This is a genomic window from Paenibacillus silagei (genome assembly GCF_017874735.1).
GTDB classification, from domain to species: domain Bacteria; phylum Bacillota; class Bacilli; order Paenibacillales; family Paenibacillaceae; genus Paenibacillus_AQ; species Paenibacillus_AQ silagei.
On the sequence record NZ_JAGGLV010000010.1, the window covers coordinates 39052 to 58831 of the forward strand.

General features: G+C 57.2%; 14 protein-coding genes and 1 pseudogene. 14 read left to right on the forward strand and 1 reads right to left on the reverse strand.

Annotated elements, in window-relative coordinates; genetic code table 11:
- Positions 1-290 precede the first annotated feature (290 nt).
- The 14 genes and pseudogenes from J2Z70_RS16105 to J2Z70_RS16175 form a co-directional block, all read left to right on the forward strand.
- A pseudogene (locus tag J2Z70_RS16105) lies at positions 291-869 on the forward strand (amidase family protein); the annotation flags it as partial.
- A 1839-nt stretch (positions 870-2708) separates the two neighbouring features.
- Entirely contained in the window at positions 2709-4283 is a 1575-nt protein-coding gene (locus J2Z70_RS16115; RefSeq protein WP_209874784.1) for a PucR family transcriptional regulator, read from the forward strand.
- 44 nt (positions 4284-4327) lie between these two features.
- A complete protein-coding gene (locus J2Z70_RS16120; RefSeq protein ID WP_209874787.1) occupies positions 4328-4957 on the forward strand; it encodes an NTP transferase domain-containing protein in 630 nt (209 codons plus the stop codon).
- A gap of 211 nt (positions 4958-5168) precedes the next feature.
- Positions 5169-6344, forward strand: coding sequence for a BMP family ABC transporter substrate-binding protein (locus J2Z70_RS16125; protein WP_209874796.1), 1176 nt, complete (start codon positions 5169-5171; stop codon positions 6342-6344).
- Between the two features lie 107 nt (positions 6345-6451).
- On the forward strand, positions 6452-7984 hold the full coding sequence (locus J2Z70_RS16130; RefSeq protein ID WP_209874799.1) for an ABC transporter ATP-binding protein: 1533 nt from the start codon (positions 6452-6454) through the stop codon (positions 7982-7984).
- A gap of 38 nt (positions 7985-8022) precedes the next feature.
- Positions 8023-9096 carry an ABC transporter permease gene (locus tag J2Z70_RS16135; RefSeq protein WP_245368296.1) on the forward strand — a complete coding sequence of 358 codons (1074 nt, stop codon included), beginning with the start codon at positions 8023-8025 and terminating at the stop codon, positions 9094-9096.
- 30 nt (positions 9097-9126) lie between these two features.
- Complete coding sequence (locus J2Z70_RS16140) at positions 9127-10056, forward strand: ABC transporter permease (protein ID WP_209874805.1); 930 nt, start codon at positions 9127-9129, stop codon at positions 10054-10056.
- A 52-nt stretch (positions 10057-10108) separates the two neighbouring features.
- Positions 10109-10627, forward strand: a complete 519-nt coding sequence (uraD, locus tag J2Z70_RS16145) for a 2-oxo-4-hydroxy-4-carboxy-5-ureidoimidazoline decarboxylase (protein WP_209874808.1) — start codon at positions 10109-10111, stop codon at positions 10625-10627.
- A 50-nt stretch (positions 10628-10677) separates the two neighbouring features.
- A complete protein-coding gene (gene uraH, locus J2Z70_RS16150; RefSeq protein WP_209875204.1) occupies positions 10678-11067 on the forward strand; it encodes a hydroxyisourate hydrolase in 390 nt (129 codons plus the stop codon).
- Positions 11068-11129: 62 nt separating this feature from the next.
- Positions 11130-12527 (forward strand): allantoinase AllB, encoded by a 1398-nt coding sequence (gene allB, locus J2Z70_RS16155; protein ID WP_209874812.1) that lies wholly within the window; start codon positions 11130-11132, stop codon positions 12525-12527.
- Positions 12491-13885, forward strand: a complete 1395-nt coding sequence (locus J2Z70_RS16160) for a Zn-dependent hydrolase (protein ID WP_245368283.1) — start codon at positions 12491-12493, stop codon at positions 13883-13885. Before allB ends, J2Z70_RS16160 begins: the two co-directional genes overlap by 37 nt.
- 102 nt (positions 13886-13987) lie before the next feature.
- Positions 13988-15220 (forward strand): pyridoxal-phosphate-dependent aminotransferase family protein, encoded by a 1233-nt coding sequence (locus tag J2Z70_RS16165; protein ID WP_209874814.1) that lies wholly within the window; start codon positions 13988-13990, stop codon positions 15218-15220.
- A gap of 95 nt (positions 15221-15315) precedes the next feature.
- Positions 15316-17124 (forward strand): adenine deaminase, encoded by a 1809-nt coding sequence (locus tag J2Z70_RS16170; protein ID WP_209874817.1) that lies wholly within the window; start codon positions 15316-15318, stop codon positions 17122-17124.
- An 830-nt stretch (positions 17125-17954) separates the two neighbouring features.
- The gene (locus tag J2Z70_RS16175) at positions 17955-18383 is read left to right on the forward strand and encodes an IDEAL domain-containing protein (protein WP_245368284.1); all 429 of its coding nucleotides are present in this window, start codon (positions 17955-17957) and stop codon (positions 18381-18383) included.
- Positions 18384-18456: 73 nt separating this feature from the next.
- Here J2Z70_RS16175 and hemH read toward each other — a convergent pair whose 3' ends face one another.
- Positions 18457-19482, reverse strand: a complete 1026-nt coding sequence (hemH, locus tag J2Z70_RS16180) for a ferrochelatase (protein ID WP_209874823.1) — start codon at positions 19480-19482, stop codon at positions 18457-18459.
- Positions 19483-19780 lie beyond the last annotated feature (298 nt).

A 19780-nucleotide genomic window follows, 5' to 3' on the forward strand; every position in this document is an offset into this window, starting at 1 on the left:
AGATAAGGAGATAAGGAGATAGGGAGATAAGGAGATAAGGAGATAAGGAGATAAGGAGATAAGGAGATAGGGTGATAAGGAGATAAGGAGATAAGGAGATAAGGAGATAAGGAGATAGGGAGATAAGGAGATAAGGAGATAGGGAGACAAGGAGATAGGGAGATAAGGGGAATGGGAGACAGGGAGATAGGGAGATAAGGGGGATGGGAGAGTGGGAGATAGGGAGCTAAGGAGGTAAGAGGCAGGGTGAGAGAAACCCGGTTTGTCCGGGAAGGAGAGGGAGGAGCAGCATGGTTCTTGATAATCGGTACGGTGCATTCCGGGTCCCGGAGCTGGAGATTCCCGGCAGCGGGCACGGGGCATTGTACGGCCTGACCTTCACGGTAAAAGATGTCTTCGCAGTAGCCGGGCACCGCTCTTCCGCCGGTAACCCGGACTGGCTGCGCAGCCATGAACCGGCAGTCTCCCATGCAGCTGCTGTACGCAGGCTGCTGGAAGCCGGAGCTACGCTGCGGGGGGCTGCCCATACGGATGAGCTGATGTATAGCCTTGGCGGAGAGAACTATCATTACGGTACGCCGGTGAATCCGTACGGGGAGAACCGGATTCCCGGCGGCTCGTCCAGCGGGTCGGCGGTGGCGGTGGCCTCGGGGAGCGTGGATTTTGCCCTCGGAACGGATACCGGCGGCTCCATCCGGGTTCCATCGGCTTATTGCGGTGTGTTCGGTTATCGGCCGACTCACGGTGCGGTATCCCTGGAGGGGGTTATTCCGCTGGCCCCGGCTTTTGATACGGTGGGCTGGATCGCTGGAAGCACGGAGCTGCTGCTGAAGACGGGGCGCGTTCTGCTTGGGGCTGTGGACAGCGGCGGAGATGCCCGGTGCGAGGAAAATAGGAAGAAGTCGGGCGATCTGTTCGGGTCTGCGGACAGAAGCGGTGATGCCTGTAGCGGGGAGGATAGGAAGAAGGCGGGCGTTCTGCTCAGGTCTGCGAACAGCGGTGGTGATGCCCAAGGCGGAGAGAGTAGGGAGAAGGAGGGCGATCAGCTCGGGTCTGTGGACAGTGGTGGTGATGCCCAAGGCGGAGAGAGTAGGGAGAAGGCGGGCGTTCTGAACAGGCCTGCGGGCAGAGACGATATTGCCTGTGACGGGGAAAATAGGAAGAAGTCGGGCGATTTGCTCGGGTCTTCGGACAGCGGCGTAGGTGCCCAGAGCATGGAGAATAGTATGGAGCAGAGCGGCGGTGAGGCGGTTGACGAGTCTGCTGGTGATCTTCGAATGTCCCGGATGTTCATTCTCCCGGAAGGCTGGGCGCTTGTGGAGCAGGACTGTGTAGACTACCTGAGGCGGGGGCTGGACAAGCTTCAGGCAGGCGCTTCGCTACAGGCTGCTGAAGCCGTGGTTGCCCCTGAAGGCTTGAAGACCTGGATGGATGCCTTCCGCGAGTTGCAGGGTGCCGAGATCTGGGCAACCCATGGGGAGTGGATCGGGCGGGAGCAGCCGGTCTTCGGGCCGGATATTGCCGCCCGGTTCGCTTGGGCGGCGGGGCTGGCCGGGGCGGATCACAGCCCGGCCGCTATGCTGCGCAGCCGGATCACTCAGCGGCTGCGGGCGCTGCTCGGGAAGGACGGCTGTCTCGTCCTTCCGACCGTGCCGGGTCCAGCCCCGCTGCGCGGCGCCGGACCCGGGCAGCTGGAGCGGAGCCGCAGCAGCGCCATGATGCTCAGCTGCCTGGCCGGACTGGCCGGGCTGCCGCAGGTTACGCTGCCGGTGCCTGGCCCCGGCGGACTGCCGCTGGGATTGTCCGTCATCGGCGGGCACGGACAAGATCTGAGACTCCTGTCCTGGATACAGGAGGTATGGAAGTAGGAAGTCATAGCCCTGGTTCTCTGAACGTAGAGAACCAGGGCTTTTTGCTGATCGCTAGGAGATCCGCTAGTTGCGCGAGGTGCGTGGGCCAAATGTATGCGGAAAACCGAATACAATACCCAGCAGCGAGGTGAGCGGGCCAAATGTATGTGGAAAACAGCATACATTTGGCCGGCGCGAGGGTGAGCGGGCCAAATGTATGTGAAAAACAGCATACAATGGGCCGATGCGAGGTGAGCGGGCCAAATGTATGTGAAAAACAGCATACATTTGGCCGATGCGGGGGTGAGTGGTCCGGATGTATGTGGAAAACAGCATACATTTGGCCGGTGCGGGGGTGAGTGGTCTGGATGTATGCGAAAAACAGCATACATTTGGCCGGTGCGGGGGGGAGTGGTCCGGATGTATGCGAAAAACAGCATACATTTGGCCGGTGCGGGGTGAGTGGTCCGGATGTATGTGGAAAACAGCATACATTTGGCCGGTGCGGGGGTGAGTGGTCCGGATGTATGCGAAAAACAGCATACATCCGGCCGGTGCGGGGGTGAGTGGTCCGGATGTATGCGAAAAACAGCATACATTCGGCAGATGCGAGGTGAGCGGGCTAAATGTATGCAAAAAACAGCATACATCCGGCAGCTGCAAAGATACGTGGGCAATTATGCAGCTTCAAGGGACCAAATGAGAGTCACTGCCGCCCAATGTGTAATATTATCTAACATAATTGAGCCTAATTCTAACTTTTCTCTTTCCAACAGCGGTCATTTTATCTATAATGTTACATAAAGTAACATATGACTCGAATAAACCTATTATGAAGGTAGAGAAGGAGGGGGGGCTATGCATCTTACGGTGGAAGAAGCGTTGTCCATTTATCCTTTATCCGAAGCGAAGCTGATTGCCGGGTCCAAGGGGAAGCACAGAATTGTGAAATCGATCAATGTCATGGATGCTCCTGATATCTCGGACTGGATCAAGGAAGGAGAAATGCTGCTGACCACAGCCTATCTGATCAAGGACAGCCCGGAGGATGCCTCGGCACTGCTGCAGATGCTGAACCGGCGCGGGTCAGCGGGGCTGGGCATTAAGCTGGGCCGGTTCTGGGAGGCTGTGCCGCCACCCTTGATTGCGGAAGCGGAGCAGCTGAATTTCCCGCTGATTGAGCTGCCGTTCCAGTTCACCTTCTCCGACCAGATGAACGGCTTGTTCCGCGCGGAGCTGTCGCGCAGCGTGGGCACCCTGCAGAGCATGATGGAGAAGCAGCGGCTGCTGATGCGTCTTGCCTTGCGTTCCGGTCGCAGCCGTCCGCTGCTGGACACCGTCTCTGAGATCATCGGTCATCCGCTGGCTGTAATCAGCAACCGGGGAACGGTAGTATTCAACAACTCGGGATATACCGAGAGTGAGCAGCTGGAAGGGTGGCCCTGGCCGCCCCGCAATCAGCGCTTCCGTCTCAGCGGAGGCACCGGCTACCGGCTCCCGCTGCTACAGGCCGGGAAATGTCTGGGTTATCTTCATTATTGCGATATTGATCCCTTGCTGCTGCCGGTGGAGGAAAGTCTGTTCGTCCAGGGGGCAGAGCTGATTTCTTATCATATGCATACCGGACTGGAGGATTATTTCGAGCAGGCCGGACACCGGGAATTCAGCGGGCTGCTGCGGCGGTTCCTGAAGGACGGGCTGAAATACGCTGAGCTGGCGCAGGCAGCGCTCAGGCTGGAGATTACGCTGCTCCAGTCCCCGTATCAACTGCTGCTTACCGATGTGGCTGCTGAGGGAGAAACCCGGCAGGCAGAGCTGCTGCGGCTGAAGGAGGAGTACTCGGAGCATCCGATGCTGCATGGCCTGCAGGCGGTTCACTTCCTGGTGGAGGAGGGACTGGTGTCGCTGTATCCGGCCGGGCCGCATCAGCCGGAGGAGTTCCGGGCGCTGATTCAGGAATGCTTCGACAGCCTGAAGTTCGATAAAGGGTATTATCCGCAGGCGGCTGTCAGCAGCGTGAAGCTGAAGCCGGAGGGGCTGAAGGAAGCTTTTGCCGAGATTAAGGAATGTATGGGCATGGCCCGGCAATGGGGCGCACACGGAAATGTGGTGCATTACCGCCAGCTGGAGCTTGATCTGCTGCTGAGCAAGATTCCGGCGGAGACCATGGAGCGTTACTACAACGGTAGCCTGCGGGGGCTGCTTAGCCGGGAACCGGAATATGTTAAGGAGATGCTCCACACGCTGGAGGTCTACCTGGAGAATGACGGCCATGTGAACGAGACGGCCAAGAAGCTGTTCATTCACCGTAATACGGCCACTTACCGGATTGAGAAGCTCAGTGAGCTGCTGGATGTCGATTTCAAAAAAATCAATGATCTCATGAAGCTGAAGCTGGTATTCCTGTTCCGCAGAATGCTGGAGCGTGAATAACAGCCGTCCATCAGCAGATTGCCCAAAAAAAGGAGTGGAGAACAATGAAGGTGGCCGGAATCTTTTTGGCGGCAGGCCGCAGTAATGGAGCAGGGGCCTCTGAAGGTTCTCAGAACAGGGCGGGCGCGGGTTCAGCCGGTGCGGCGATGCTCAGTGAGCTGGAGACCTGCGGGCTCGCGCCGCTGGTTGTAGTGGTGCGTGCGGATGATCCTTTAGGCTGGCTGCCGCCGGCCGGGAAGGCGGAGAATATGCGGCGGATTGAGACTTGCCTGACGGCCCATTTAGGCCTGTCCTTCTCCCTGCGCTGCGGCTTGAATGCTGTAGCTTCGCTTCAGCCGGATGCGGTGGTCATTGCGGCGGCAGATCAGCCGTTTGTGACAGCGGCTCAGATCCGCCGGTTCATCCAGGCATATGAGCAGCACCCGGAGCTTGATTATGTCACGAGTGCACAGGAAGGGCTGCTGATGCCGCCTACCCTTTTCTCAAGCACGCTGTTCGGCGGACTTCAGGAGTTGGACGATGAAGAGGGGATAGCTGCCATTATGCGGACCAAGGAGTATAAGGGGCTCATTCTGACGCAGGAGCCTGTTCAGACGTACGCAGAGGCCGGGCTGCCGGAGAGCTTCGGGGAGTTCCGCAGAGAATGGAGCACGCGGAGCGGCAATAGACAGTAAATTCGCTATTTTTCAAAGGATGTAAGGTAATATCACATAATTTAAGTTTAATTTGAGATGACTTCGTGCATGAAGCACAAAAGTGATCCCTCTTCTTATCCACCCACACAAAGCTATGTTATATAAATTTACGTAAGTGCTGCACCTCAGTATAGTAGAGATACATTAATGGCTGTAGCCATTAGGAGAGATATCCTGGAGGAGGAGAATTATGAAACAAAGGGGTCAGGCATTCAAATTCAGCATCATCACGATGTTCCTGCTGGCGGTGGTTCTGACGGGATGCGCGAAGAATAATACGGCGTCTAATACGGGTGCAGCAGCAACGGCAGAGCCTTCGGCGGCCAGTACACCGGCAGGCAGCGAGGCGGCGGCAACGACAGAGCCGGCAGCAAAGAAGCCGACGGTTGCTTTTGTCTATATCGGGCCTCCGGGTGACGGCGGGTATACGTATCAGCATGACCAGGGCCGTCTGTATATGGAGAAGGAGCTCGGGATTAAGGCGGATTTCGTAGAAAATGTACCGGAAAGCGCCGATGCCGAGCGGATCATCACAGAGCTTGCGCAAAACCATGACATCGTGTTCACCACAAGCTTCGGCTATATGGATTTCACTTTGAATGTAGCCGGTAAATTCCCTAACGTGAAATTCCTGCACGCCTCCGGCTACAAGACCGCTGAGAACATGGGGACGTACTTCGGCAAAAACTACCAGGCAAGCTATCTGTCAGGGATCGCAGCAGGCAAAATGACGAAGAAAAACCATCTCGGCTATGTGGGAGCTTTCCCGATCAGCGAGGTGATCTATAATCTGAACGCCTTCACGCTGGGCGCGCAGAGCGTCAACCCGGCGGTTAAGGTGGATGTGGTGTGGACGAATACCTGGTATGACCCTGCCACTGAACGTCAGGCGGCCATCAGCCTGCTCGACAAAGGGGCGGATGTCCTGCTGGCGTATCAGGATTCACCGGCTACCCTTCAGGCTGCGGCGGAACGGGGAGCTTTTGCCGGGGGGAATGACTCGGATATGAGCAAGTATGCACCGGACAACTACTTAACCAACCCTGTATGGAACTGGGGTCCTTATTATGTAAAAGCTGTACAGTCTGTGATGGACGGAACCTGGAAAAGTGAGCAGTATTCCGGCGATATGGCGGACGGCATGGTGGAGCTGGCGCCATTCGGCAACAAGGTTCCCGAGGATGTGAAGAAGCTGGTGGAGGACGCCAAGGCCAAAATCATCAGCGGCGAGCTGGAGGTCTTCACCGGACCAATCTCGGACAACAAGGGCAATGTAACCGTTAAGGACGGCCAGAAGCTGACCCTTGAAGAGGTGCTTGGCATGAACTGGCTGGTCAAGGGTGTCGAGGGCACGATTCCGCAATAACAGCTGCTACACATCTTCATACAGCACAGCCTTACGGGTGGGGCGGGTTCCGGATACCGGAGCCTTCCCCACCTGTACTATAACTACCCGGAAAGGAGCGTAGTATTATGCAGGACCCTTCGGTTGAAATGCGCGGGATAGTGAAGACATTCGGTGCTGTAACGGCCAGCGATCAAGTTGATTTTTCGGCAAATGCGGGAGAGATTCACGCGCTGCTCGGGGAGAACGGGGCGGGGAAAAGCACAGTCATGAGCATGCTGTCAGGAGTGTACCGGGCGGACGCCGGGGAGATTCTCATTCATGGAAAACCGGCCAGAATCCGTTCCCCGAAGGATGCGGCACTGCTCGGTGTAGGCATGGTTTTTCAGAACTTCAGACTGGTGCAAAGCCTTACAGCGGCAGAGAATATCGTGCTTGGCGAAAAGTCGTCTTTCTGGCGCGGCAGCAGATGGATTAAACGTAAGCATGAAGAGATAGAGGCGCTTGGAGAACGCTTTGGCTTGAAATTTCCCGTCGACCGGCCAATCTGGCAGCTGTCTGTCGGAGAGCAGCAGCGCGTTGAGATTGTCAAGACGCTGTACCGGGGGGCAGATATCATCATTCTGGATGAGCCGACTTCGGTGCTGACACCGGGGGAGGCGGAGCAGCTGTTCGAGACCCTTCAGGTGATGAAGCAGGCGGGCAAGACAGTGATCATGACCACGCATAAAATGAAGGAGGTCATGGCCTCCTCGGACCGGATCTCCGTGATGCGCAAGGGGAAAATGATTGCTTCGCTGATGACGGGCGAGACGGATGAGCTGGAGCTGGCCCGGCTGATGGTGGGCCGGGAGGTTACGATCAGCCGTCAGGAGCGAGCGGCTACGGCCGGAGAGCCGCTGCTGATCGTCCGCGATCTGGAGGTGGCTGCGGATCATGGCCGCAAGGCGCTGGATGCCCTGTCGCTTACGGTTCATGAAGGCGAAATTGTGGGCGTGGCCGGTGTCGCGGGCAACGGGCAGAAGGAGCTGGCGGAGGTATTGACAGGGCTAAGAGCATGGAGGACGGGCGAGATCCGGTTTGACGGCAGTCCTGTAAAAACAGCTTCGGTAAGAGGAGCGATCGATTCGGGCATCTCGCATGTGCCGGAGAACCGGATGAAGAGCGGTCTGGCCGGACGGCTGGGGTCCGTTGACAACCTGCTGTTCAAGTCTTACCGCAGCGGGGAGCATTCCCGGTTCGGCTTCCTGAAGGCGGCGAGAAACCGCTCCTGGTCGCAGGAGCTGGTCCGCCGCTTCAATGTGAAGACGCCTGAGCTGGATACCCCCGTGCAGCAATTGTCCGGCGGGAACCAGCAGAAGCTGCTGTTCGCCCGCGAGGTCAGCCACCGTCCGAAGCTGATGGTGGCCGTGCATCCGACGCAAGGGCTGGATGTGGGTGCGGCGGCAGGGGTGCATGAGCTGCTGATGGAGCTGCGCAGCTCCGGCAGCGGGGTGCTGCTGATCTCCGAGGATCTGGATGAGCTGCTGCAGTTATCCGACCGTATTCTGGTGATTTATGGCGGGTCAATTATAGGTGAGAGTGATCATGAGCAGGCGGACCGGGAACAAATCGGCCTGATGATGGCCGGTATCCGGAGCAGGGAGGGAAGTGCCGTATGAGTCCGAAGCCTGGAAATGAATCTGCAACGCTTACGCCGATGGCGGGGCGTAGCGGGAGGTGGTACTCCATCAGGCTGGAATATGATTCAAGCCGTACCCGTTCACCGTGGTGGACGCCCATCCTGTCCGTTGTTCTGGCACTCTTGCTCTGTGCGGTGTTTATCGCCGCTAATGGAATGAGCCCGCTGGTCGTCTACGAGAAAATGTTCCGGGGAGCCTTCGGCACCTCCTACGGCTTCACTGAAACCATGGTCAAGGCTATTCCGCTGCTGCTCTGCGGGCTAGGCATTGCTGTAGCTTACCGGATCTCTGTATGGAATATCGGGGCAGAGGGTCAGTTGACAGTAGGCGCTATGGCGGCTACTGCGGTAACGATCTATTTCCCGGACCTGTCTTCCTTCTGGTCCATCACGCTGATGCTGGTTTTCGGTACAGCAGCCGGAGCTTTGTGGGGTCTGATGACGGCAGTGCCGCGAACCCATTTCGGTGTCAATGAGCTGATTACGTCGCTGATGCTGAACTACGTGGCCCTGCTGGCTCTGGATTATGTGGTGTTCGGACCCTGGAAGGACCCGAAGGGCTTTAACTTCCCGGGTTCGCCGATGTTCACGGCCGCCCAGTCCCTGCCGGTGCTTGGCAGCACCCGGCTGCATATCGGGCTGGTCTTCGGCCTTGTGGCTGTGCTGATCTATTATCTGATGATCCGGTTCACCCGCTGGGGCTATGAGCTGCGTCTGATCGGCGCCAATCCCACAGCAGCCCGTTATGCGGGCATCCATATCAAGAAGCATATTATCATCGTCATGCTGATCAGCGGCGGTCTTGCCGGGATTGCCGGCATGGCTGAAGTGTCGGGGGTTACGCATAAGCTGATGCAGGGGATCTCTCCGGGCTATGGCTATACGGCGATCATCGTAGCCTGGCTTGCCAAGCTGAACCCGCTGGGCCTGATTGTGACTTCGATTCTGTTCGGCGGCCTGATTGTGGGCGGCTATAGTGTTCAGACCATCGGACTGCCTTCGTCCATATCGGAAATGCTGCAGGGCGCGATCCTGTTCTTCCTGATTGCCGGCGACATGATTCACCGGTTCCGCATCCGCCGGAGCGCATAACAGCATTCTCGTACAGGAGGGAGTTCACTCATGGATTTCACTACACAGTTATTAATCGCTGCCATCTCCGCCGGAACACCGCTGCTGCTGGCTACGCTTGGAGGCATTCTGACCGAACGGGCCGGCATTATCCAGCTCGGCGCGGAGGGGCTGATGCTGATGGGGGCAGTGACGACTTGCATCGTCTACATCCGCAGCGGGAATCTGATCCTTGCGCTGCTTGCAGCCGTAGCCATTACTGCGGTTCTGGGTATGGTGCATGCCTTCCTTACAGTCACCCTCCGGGCGAACCAGACGATGTCGGGCCTGGCTATGACGCTGTTCGGCAGCGGCCTTAGCGCTTATGTGGGCAAGTCGATCAGCGGCATTCCGCTTCCCGGCAGTCTGCCCAAGCTGGATCTGGAGATACTGAAGCCGGTGCCGGTGCTCGGGGAGCTTTTTGGAAGGCTGGATATGCTAACCTGGTTCAGTCTTCTGCTCGTCCTTGTGCTGCATCTGCTGATTCACCATACCTCGTGGGGGCTGCATCTGCGGGCGGTCGGCGACAATCCGGCTACTGCGGACGTCATGGGGATTCGTGTGCAGCTGATCCGTTACTGCTATGTTACTGCCGGGGCGGCGCTGATTGGTCTGGCCGGTGCGGATATGGTGCTGGCGTATGCGCCGACCTGGAATGAAGGGCTGACCGCCGGACGGGGCTGGATCGCCGTGGGTCTGGTGATTTTCGCCAGGTGGAATCCGCTGCGCGCTCTCTTCTGCGCCTACTTCTTCGGAGCGCTCGATTCGCTGGGCTTCCGTATTCAGCTGCTGGGGAGTGCGGTGCCGTCCTATTTTCTGAAAATGATTCCTTACGTCGTAACCATTCTCGTATTGATGTATCTGGGATACCGCAACCGCAACAAGCCCTCCGGTACGCCGGAATCGCTGGGAACACCTTATATCCGCGAACAGCGGTTCTAGGCTGGAAGGGCGCGGGCGGCAATATGCAAATTAGAGGGATGGAGGCTGACCTATGACTATACCGGCGGACCGGTTGACTCTGGAGCAGATGAACTCGATGGAAAAAAATGACTTCGTGGAGCAGCTCGGCGGCATCTTCGAGCATTCCCCTTGGGTAGCTGAGGGGGTGCACAGCAGGCGTCCGTTCGATTCGGTGCAGGAGCTGCATGCTGCCATGATGGAGATAGCACGGCAGGCGGAGCCGGACCAGGTGCTGGCGCTGCTTAGAGCTCACCCGGATCTGGCGACAAGGTTTGCGGTCAGTCCGCTGTCGGCGGCTGAGCAGCAGGGGGCCGGACTGGACCGGCTGACACCGGAGGAATTCGCACAGCTTACCGGACTGAACGCCGCCTATACAGCGAAATTCCGCTTTCCGTTCATCTTCGCCGTACGGGGCAAAACTAAAGAAGAGATCCTTAGCGCCATCGGTGAGCGTGTGGATCGTTCGCTTGAGGAGGAGCAGGAACGGGCGCTGCTGGAGATTGGTGCGATTACTCGTTTTCGGCTGGAGGATCTGCTGGGGGCGGACTAGAGACAGGTCACTGCATATTATTTAGGAGGAAGGTGACGCAAATGTCTGGAATGAACGGACGGCTGACAACTCATGTGCTGGATCTGTCACAGGGCAAGCCTGCTGCGGGCCTGTCGCTTCAGCTCTGGCGGCTGGCTACCGGAGGGCCTGTGCTGCTGCGTGAGGCGGTGACGAATGAGGACGGCAGGCTGGACGCTCCGCTGCTGGCGGGAGAAGAAATGCAGGCCGGAAGCTATGAGCTGCTGTTCATGGCAGGTGATTATTTCCGGGGCGCTCAGGCTGGTGCCGGAGAACCGGAGGCTGAGGAGGAGGGAGCAGGCGCTGTAGTCCCGTTCCTGGACCGGATTCCGATCCGCTTCAATATGCCGGACCCCTCCGCCCATTACCATGTACCGCTGCTGGTTGCACCTGGAGGATATAGCACTTATCGCGGGAGTTAACGTGGCAATTCAGTGTACCGCTGCATCTAATCTTAAGCCAATAGACCGGAGGTGGGCCTATCATGAAGGAAGAAGGTTATGAGCTTATCATCAGGAACGGACAGGTGGTCCTGCCCGGAGAAGTCCGCAGGCTTGAGATCGGGGTGAAGGATGGCAAAATCGCTGCACTGGGCGAAGCCTTACAGGCATCGCCCGGGACCAAAATTCTGGATGCGGAAGGACAATATGTGCTGCCCGGCATGATCGATATGCATGTTCACTTCAATGAGCCTGCGTTCGGTCACTGGGAGGGCTTCCGGAGCGGGTCAGCTGCTCTAGCGGCTGGCGGCTGCACCTGTTATGCGGATATGCCGCTGAACGGGAATCCGCCGACGGTGAATCTGGAGGCGCTCCGGCTGAAGGCGGAGGCCGCAGCCGGGAACTCGGCGGTGGATTATGTGTTGTGGGGCGGCCTTATGCCCGGGAATCTGGAGGAGCTGGAGGGACTGGCGGCAGCGGGCGTTACCGGGTTCAAGGCGTTCATCTCGAATCCCGGCGGTGAAGGCGAGGGCCGGTTCCGTGAGGTGGACGATGATACCCTGTATCAGGGGATGCTTCGGATCGCCGCAACCGGCGGGATTCTCGCCCTGCATGCGGAGAGCGAAGCGATAACCTCGGCGCTGGGGGCGGCGGCACTCCGTGCCGGGCGCAGCAGCGCGAGGGATTTTGCGGCTTCGCGTCCTCCGCAAGCCGAGCTGGAGGCTGTAGCCAGGGCGCTGCTGTACAGTGAGCGGACCGGCTGTAAGCTGCATTTCGTCCATATCAGCACAGCGGCAGCCCTGGAGCTGATTCATGAGGCCAAGCTGCGTGGTCTGGATGTGACCGCAGAGACCTGTCCTCATTATCTCATCCTGGATGAAGACAGCATGGAGACTCTCGGGGCGCTGGCGAAATGCGCTCCGCCCCTGCGCAGCAGCAGTGAACGGGACCGGCTGTGGGCGGCGCTGGCTGCGGGCCGGGTGGATCTGGTCGCCTCCGATCATTCCCCCTGTCCGCCTGAATTGAAGCTGGCGCCCGGGCTGTCGTTCATGGAAGCCTGGGGCGGGATATCGGGAGCACAGAGCAGTCTGGAATTGATGTTCCATGAAGGCGTTCATGTGCGCGGCCTGCCGGTTACGCAGATCTCAGCGCTGATCTCCGGCCTTCCTGCCCGGCGGTTTGGGCTGGAGGGGCGCAAGGGCTCCATCACACCGGGGCTGGATGCCGATCTGGTGCTGCTTGATCCAGATGCGGCCTATACCCTGCGTGCAGAGGATCTGCTGTACCGCCACCGGCATAGCCCTTATGTCGGAATGACCTTATCCTGCAAGGTAACGGCAACGATCTGCCGGGGCAATGTTGTCTATACTGCCGCGGAAGGCGTTATTGCTGGCGGCGGAGGAGAATGGCTGCGTATCCGGCACAGCCAGCCGGGGATATGAAGCCGCCGGTCCCGCATGTCCCCGCCGGGGAGATGCTGAAGCTGCTGGATGAACTCGCAGCCTACAGCGCTCCGGGTCCTGGAGTTACCCGGCTGCTGTATACGCCGGAGTGGCAAGGGGTTCAGCATTTTTTGCAGGAGAGAATGGCCGGGCTCGGGCTTGAGGTCAGGATGGATCAGGTAGGGAATGTCTATGGCACACTGGCCGGTTCTCAGGTAAGCGACAAGGTTATCCTGACCGGCTCGCATATTGACACGGTGGTGAACGGCGGGCGGTATGACGGTGCTTATGGTGTAGCTGCAGCTGTAACTGCGCTGCACTATCTTCTGGAGACCTTCGGTCCGCCGCTGCGGACGCTTGCGGTGGTATCCTTCTGCGAGGAAGAGGGCAGCCGCTTTCCGCTGACGTTCTGGGGCTCGGGGAATGTGACCGGGCTGTATAGCGGGAAGGAATGTATAGACTGCACAGATGCGGATGGGATCACGCTGGGGGCAGCGATGGCGGCCTGTGGCCTGGCAGGGGATGAAGGGTTGGCTGCTGAAGCTGCGGCGGGTCTGGAGCAGAGTGGCGGAAGTAGGAGTGCCGGATGTGGGAGTGAGGGGTCAGAAGTTGAATCTATGGCAGGTCTGGAGGGAAGCTTCTGGCGTAATAATAGTCCTGTGCGCAGTGATATTGCCGCATATGTCGAGCTGCATATTGAACAGGGGATCATTCTGGAACGGACGTCCCGGAGAATCGGGGTCGTGCAGGCTATCGCCGGACAGCGGCGGTATCTTGTCAAGGTCGGCGGGACAGCCAATCATGCAGGGACTACGCCGATGGGGTTAAGACAGGATGCACTCGCCGGGAGTGCGGAGATGCTGCTGGCGCTGGAGCACTCCGCTCTGGCGGAGGGTGATCCACTGGTAGCCACAACGGGGCGGCTAGAGGTCTATCCGGGGACATCCAATGTGATTCCCGGCGAAGTGCAGTTCACGCTGGATATCCGGCATAGCGAAGCTGGGGTGCTGGAGCGCTTCTGCGCAGCGGTCCTGGCGGAGTTCGCAGAGCTTGGCCGCAGGCGCGGCCTTACGCTTGAGGTACAGATGCTGCTGGAGACAGCCCCTGCTCCTATGGACCAGGAGCTGCGCGCGGCTCTTGAAGAGATCTGTCTCCAGCAGGAGAAGCCTTATCTGAGCATGGTCAGCGGTGCGGGGCATGACGCCCAGTTGTTCGCCCCGCGCTGCCCGGCTGCGATGATCTTCGTGCCGAGCCAAGGCGGGATCAGCCATTCTCCCGGGGAGTATACCTCCCCGGAGGAACTTGCTGCTGGACTGGAAGTGCTGACAGCCATATTATATAGATTAGCTTACGAATAAGAGACACTGTTCACCGCAGCGACGACCAAGCTTCGAGTTGTAATTTTAATTTCGCTATAAATAGCGAGATCTGATCATTGGAAGTCTGGAGGGGAGAGAATCATGAAACGGTACGAAGATTTGTCGCCGTCCTTGCGGTGCATTATGACCCCCGGCCCCGTGGAGGTTGATCCGCGTGTGCTGCGGGCGATGTCTTATCCGGTGCTGGGACAGTTCGATCCTGAATTCACAGAGATCATGAATGAGACGATGGAGATGCTGCGTGAGCTGTTCGCCACCAAGAATCAGTGGGCGTATCCGGTAGACGGGACTTCGCGTTCCGGTATTGAAGCGGTGATGGTGAGCCTGATTGTGCCGGGGGACCGGGTGCTGGTTCCGGTCTTTGGCCGTTTTGGCCATTTGCTCTATGAGATTGCTGAACGCTGCGGGGCTGAGGTCCTCACGATAGAACAGACATGGGGCCGCGTCTTTCCGCCGGAGGAGGTAATTGAGGCTATACGGCGCTTCAAGCCGGATGTGGTGGCGATGGTTCACGGTGAGACCTCTACAGGCCGTGTGCAGCCGCTGGACGGGATCGGGCAGGCCTGCCGGGAGCAGGATGCGCTGCTGATTGTGGACGCGGTGGCGACGATCGGCGGGGTGCCGGTAGAGACAGATGCCTGGATGCTGGATGCCGTGGTCGGCGGAACGCAGAAATGCCTGTCCATCCCTTCGGGCATGGCCCCGGTGACGTATAATGACCGGGCCGAGGCCAAGCTGCTCAGGCGCAAGCAGGTTGAGCGTGGACTTAGAACTGACACTGCTGCTGTCAGCGAGCTGCCCGTAGTGCGCAGTAATTACCTCGACCTGAGTATGCTGCAGGATTACTGGAGTCCCCGGCGGCTCAATCACCATACGGAGATGACCTCTATGCTCTATGCTCTGCGTGAAGGCCTGCGGCTGGTCCTGGAGGAAGGGCTGGAAGCGCGGCATGCCCGGCACAGATTCAATGAGCAAGCCCTTACTGCCGGACTGTCAGCTATGGGGCTAGAGCTGTATGGGGAGGCGGAGAGCAAGCTGACGGTAGTCACCTGTGTGCTCATTCCGGCGGGGATAGACGGGGAAGCTGTCCGTTCCATGCTGCTGCAGCGTTTCGGTATTGAGATCGCCAGCTCCTTCGGGCCGTTACAAGGCCAGATCTGGCGGATCGGTACCATGGGCTTCAGCTGCCGGGAGAATAATGTGCTGCGTCTGCTTGGTGCGCTGGAGGCGGTGCTTATCCGCCACGGGTACGCGGTACCTGCCGGACAGGGCGTTCAGGCGGCACTTGACGTATATGATTCAAAAGTAAGATAATCATACAATGCGATTTGTTTAAGTGACGGCTTGCGCCCCTTGAGGGGTGTCAGGGCCGTTTTTGCTAAATAGATAACCGGAAGGGAGTGCACGTGATGACTTATACACGACAACCATTGGCCGACTGCGTGCCTGAGCTGGTAGCTACAGCCCGGGGAGATCAGAAGGCTACACTGGTAATTACAGGCGGCAAGCTGGTCAATGTCTGCTCCGGGGAGATTCTGGACGGCATGTCCGTCGCTGTACAGGGCGGGCGCATTGCTTACGTCGGCAAGGATGTCTCTCATACGATCGGGGAGGGAACGCAGGTTATTGATGCGGCAGGAAGATACATTGCTCCCGGCTTGATTGACGGACACTGCCATATCGAGAGCACTCAATTGACGGTGACTGAATTCGCCCGCGCTGTATTGCCGCTGGGGACGACCGGAGGCTTCTTCGACGCCCATGAGATTGCCAACGTATTCGGGCTTAAGGGAATTAAGCTGATGCTGGACGAGATGCGGGGAACACCGCTGGCTGCCTATATGCAGGTGGCTTCCTGTGTCCCTTCTGCGGGCGCAGAATTTGAGACAACCGGCGCGTCCATCGGACCGGAGGAAGTAGCGGAAGCCTACACCTGGGGCGAGGATGTGATCGCACTCGGCGAAGTCATGAACTTCCCGGGTGTAGTCTACGGCGATGAGAAGATGATCGGAGAGATCCAGGCCACGCTGCGTGCGGGACGGTATGTTGACGGGCATTTCACCTGGCCGGCGAGTGACTGGAGACTTCCGGTCTATGCCGCAGCAGGGGTGACTGGGGATCATGAGTGTGTGACAGCGGAGGATGTGATCGAACGTGTACGTCTGGGGATGTATGCCAAAATGCGCCGCGGCTCTGCCTGGCATGATGTCGCCAAAACCATCACGGCGCATACCGAGCACGGGCTGGACCCGCGCCGGATGATGCTGGTGACAGATGACCGCAGCTCCGAATCGCTGCGCGATGAGGGGCATATGGATTTTGTCGTGCGCCATGCGATCTCCCAAGGGGTGAAGCCGGTCACGGCTTTTCAGATGGCAACGATCAACACAGCCGAGCGCTTCGGCGTAGCCCGCGATATCGGCTCCATCACTCCGGGCTCCTGCGCAGATATCATTCTGCTGGACGGTAATCTGGCCGATGTTCATGTGGTCATGACGATCGCAGCTGGCGTTGTTGTGGCTGAGAACGGAAACATGACGGCTGAGCTGAGTCCTTACACTTATCCGGATGAAGTGCTGGCCTCTGTGCATTTGCAGCAGCCTCCGGTTCCCGCAGATTTCGTGATTCACGCGCCCATTGAGGAAGGAGTTCTGGCCACGCGGGTCATCCAGGTTATTGAGAACCATGTAGAGACCGGCGAGCTGATCATGAGTCTGCCCGTGGCTGGATCGGAGCTGGTGGTGCAGGACGGCCTGTGCAAAATCGCTGTTCTGGAGCGGCACAAGGGAACCGGCAACAAATCCGTTGGGGTTGTGCAGGGCATCGGCTTCCGCGAGCCTGCGGCCATAGCAATGACCGTAGCTCATGACAGCCATAATGTGCTGGTCATCGGCAATGATAATGGACTGATGGCGCAGGCGGCTGCCGCCGTGGCGGAAGCGCAGGGCGGTGTTGCGGTGATTACCGCTGCCGGGACCACCTTGTTCCCGCTGGCGATAGCCGGACTGATGTCCGCAGAGCCGTTTGAGATTGCCGCCGCGCAATCCGCTGCCATCAGCAAAGCGCTATATGATGCGGGGTGTGCGCTGAACTATGCTTTTATGACCCTGTCTCTGCTGGCCCTGGCGGTTATTCCCGCACTGCGGATCTCCGATAAAGGCCTGGTGCGGATCTCCCCCGAAGAGGGAATTCAGCTGGTACCGTTGTTCGTCAGCTAAGGCAGCGGGACATCCTGCCGGGGAAGATATACTAGTATTCTAATCTTGAGCCATTCAGTCTTTCACAGACTGGGTGGCTTTTTGTTGTTTAGGAAATTATGCGAAAAACCGAATACAATCGGTGCTGCTGCGATGACGTATGGCTCCATGCTCCACAGCCAATAACATTTATAAAGAAATCTTGCAAGAAGTGCAACAATACTGCCCCATGGAAGCGGCTGATGCTGAAATCCTGCAACAAATGCAACAAAGCCAGCGCTAACTTGCTCTAAACACCGAAATTTGTGCAAATAATGCAACATTGTACCGCAGCCAGTAACATTTGTAGAGAATTCCTGCAAAAAATGCAACAATGCTATCCATACAATCGGTCGGTGAGAGAAACCGTTTAGAATTGGCAAGAGATAGGCGGAGCACCGCCAGGAAAGGAAGAGACAACATTGGATACACGTATAGTTCACCTAAACTCGCCGGAGGTGGGCGAACGTAAGTAAAGAGCAGAAGTGCACTTGTATTAGGGTTTGATACTCCCACTCTTAAACAGCGGAGCGTGCTCCTAAGCGCCGCCGTAATTCATAATCCATATCCTGCACCGCTTTGTCCTTGCTCTGTGGGCATAAAAAATATATTAATTAACCGATTTTTCGCAGCGTGAAACAGAAAATTTTAAGTTTTTAATGAAAAAGCATTAACAATAGGGGCGGAAAAGACGATAATACTTTTAAATTAGTTAAAATTATTGTCGAATCATGAAAATTCAGCATATACAGATCGTCCAAACCTGAGGAACGGGGTGCATGAGAATGATGAGATTAGAAACACAGGACATCTTGAATATCACCAGGAAGCAAATTGCCGGTATTTTTAAAATGGAGCCGGTTGAATTGAAATTTGTCAATGATTATCAGGGTGAGCAATACCTGCTGACCAATGATAAGCTGCATCTCAGCAACCAGCATTATTGGGCTAAGGTTATGGATTGTGTGTTCGAGAACCATGTCAGACCTGTTCTGATGTGTGAGGTGCTCTACTTCCTGCGCAATGAGTTTCTGGAAAGTGACATCAAGCTGATGTTCTCCTATGATTTTGCGGAGGGCTCGGAGGGGAATGCGGCGGCTTCGGCTGAGATCAGCTTCAAGGATTCGCCGGATCTGCAGCCTGACGAAATTGCCGAATTGATTGATTTTGCCCTGACTTTGCAGGATAAGCAGTGGTTCGAGGAACTGACTGCCAAATATAAACAGCTCACGGTTCAATAGTCGTACTATTAAAATAAAACGCGCCCGGCTCACAGGATGATGGCATCCGTGAGACCGGGCGTTCTTGTTATCTTCATTCGGCGGAAGACAGCCAGCCCTGGGCCGAGCAGTCTACCCGTTCCGCAAGGAAGCTGATCCATTCTTCCGTATCGTTCAGGCAAGGGGCCACCTCCAGCATCTCAGCATTCCCGCCGCCCATGGCGAAAAGCTCCCGGCCTTCTACGGCCAGTTCATGCAGTGTTTCGAGGCAGTCTGTGACAAGTCCGGGTGAGAAAATCAGCGGCCGCCGGATTCCGCGTCCGTGAAGCTCCTTCAGCGTGTCCGCAGTCGACGGCCCTACCCAGGTCTCCGGCCCGAAACGGGACTGGAAGGAGAGCTGCCACCGTTCCGGGGTCCAGCCCATCGCTTCTGCGAGCAGACGGCCTGTCTCCTGGCACTGCTGCGGGTAGGGGTCTCCGGTCTCGGCATAACGGCGGGGAATGCCATGGAAGGACAGGACATAATAATCCGGCTCTTCACTCATCGCGCGGATCTGCCGCTGCAATAAGGATTGCATTGCTGCTATGTAGCCGGGGGCATCATGGTAGGCTTCTACGAACCGCAGCGCCGGTACGAAACGCTTGGATACCTGCCCGTAGCGGCTATGCCGTCCCAGAGCGGCGAAGCTTGCAGCTTCATAGACGGAAGCTGTTGTTGTTGAGGAATACTGGGGAAATAACGGAAGAACTATGATACGGGTCACTCCCGAAGCTTCCAGCTTGCGGAAGGCTTCGGCCATGCCGGGTGTGCTGTAAGCAAGCCCCAGCTCGACTTGATAACTGCTGCCCAGCAGTGCCTGGAGCGCTGCCTGCTGAGCTCTGGAATGGACGAGCAGCGGTGATCCCTTTTCCATCCAGATCTCCTGATAGAGCTTCGCGGACCGGCGCGGACGGGTACGCAGAATAATGCCGCGCAGCAGCGGCTGCCAGAGCAGCGGATGATAATCAATGATTCTGCGGTCAGACAGAAACCGCTTCAGATAAGGACGGACCGCCTTGGCGCTCGGGGCGTCAGGGGTTCCGATCTGAGCAAGAATAACGCCTATACACGACTGATTCATCAGCAGCTGTTACTCCCTTCCATGAACATGACATCGTTTTAAAATATCATATTCAAGCCCAATCACACAATATAATATATCTCACCGTTATCATATGAAGGAGGATATGGGAGATTATGAGAGGTCGGAGGAGTATATATTTTGTGCTATTGCAAAAAAGTGATGTTTCTTATAGGGTATGTGATTTTCTACACAGAGAAAAGAGTTTCAATTTTGTTACCATCAAGCCAGAAATATTCACCAGCAGCTTGAAGTCCACTTATGTGAATTAATTCACTCCATTATGTGAATTGTTTCA

What these genes read in the sequence shown, in the direction of transcription:
- hemH (WP_209874823.1), bottom strand. Translation starts at nt 19,482, where the DNA reads ATGAATCAGTCGTGTATAGGCGTTATTCTTGCTCAGATCGGAACCCCT.
- J2Z70_RS16115 (WP_209874784.1), top strand. Translation starts at nt 2,709, where the DNA reads ATGCATCTTACGGTGGAAGAAGCGTTGTCCATTTATCCTTTATCCGAA.
- J2Z70_RS16120 (WP_209874787.1), top strand. Translation starts at nt 4,328, where the DNA reads ATGAAGGTGGCCGGAATCTTTTTGGCGGCAGGCCGCAGTAATGGAGCA.
- J2Z70_RS16165 (WP_209874814.1), top strand. Translation starts at nt 13,988, where the DNA reads ATGAAACGGTACGAAGATTTGTCGCCGTCCTTGCGGTGCATTATGACC.
- J2Z70_RS16130 (WP_209874799.1), top strand. Translation starts at nt 6,452, where the DNA reads ATGCAGGACCCTTCGGTTGAAATGCGCGGGATAGTGAAGACATTCGGT.
- J2Z70_RS16135 (WP_245368296.1), top strand. Translation starts at nt 8,023, where the DNA reads ATGGCGGGGCGTAGCGGGAGGTGGTACTCCATCAGGCTGGAATATGAT.
- allB (WP_209874812.1), top strand. Translation starts at nt 11,130, where the DNA reads ATGAAGGAAGAAGGTTATGAGCTTATCATCAGGAACGGACAGGTGGTC.
- J2Z70_RS16125 (WP_209874796.1), top strand. Translation starts at nt 5,169, where the DNA reads ATGAAACAAAGGGGTCAGGCATTCAAATTCAGCATCATCACGATGTTC.
- J2Z70_RS16140 (WP_209874805.1), top strand. Translation starts at nt 9,127, where the DNA reads ATGGATTTCACTACACAGTTATTAATCGCTGCCATCTCCGCCGGAACA.
- J2Z70_RS16170 (WP_209874817.1), top strand. Translation starts at nt 15,316, where the DNA reads ATGACTTATACACGACAACCATTGGCCGACTGCGTGCCTGAGCTGGTA.
- uraH (WP_209875204.1), top strand. Translation starts at nt 10,678, where the DNA reads ATGAACGGACGGCTGACAACTCATGTGCTGGATCTGTCACAGGGCAAG.
- J2Z70_RS16160 (WP_245368283.1), top strand. Translation starts at nt 12,491, where the DNA reads ATGGCTGCGTATCCGGCACAGCCAGCCGGGGATATGAAGCCGCCGGTC.
- uraD (WP_209874808.1), top strand. Translation starts at nt 10,109, where the DNA reads ATGACTATACCGGCGGACCGGTTGACTCTGGAGCAGATGAACTCGATG.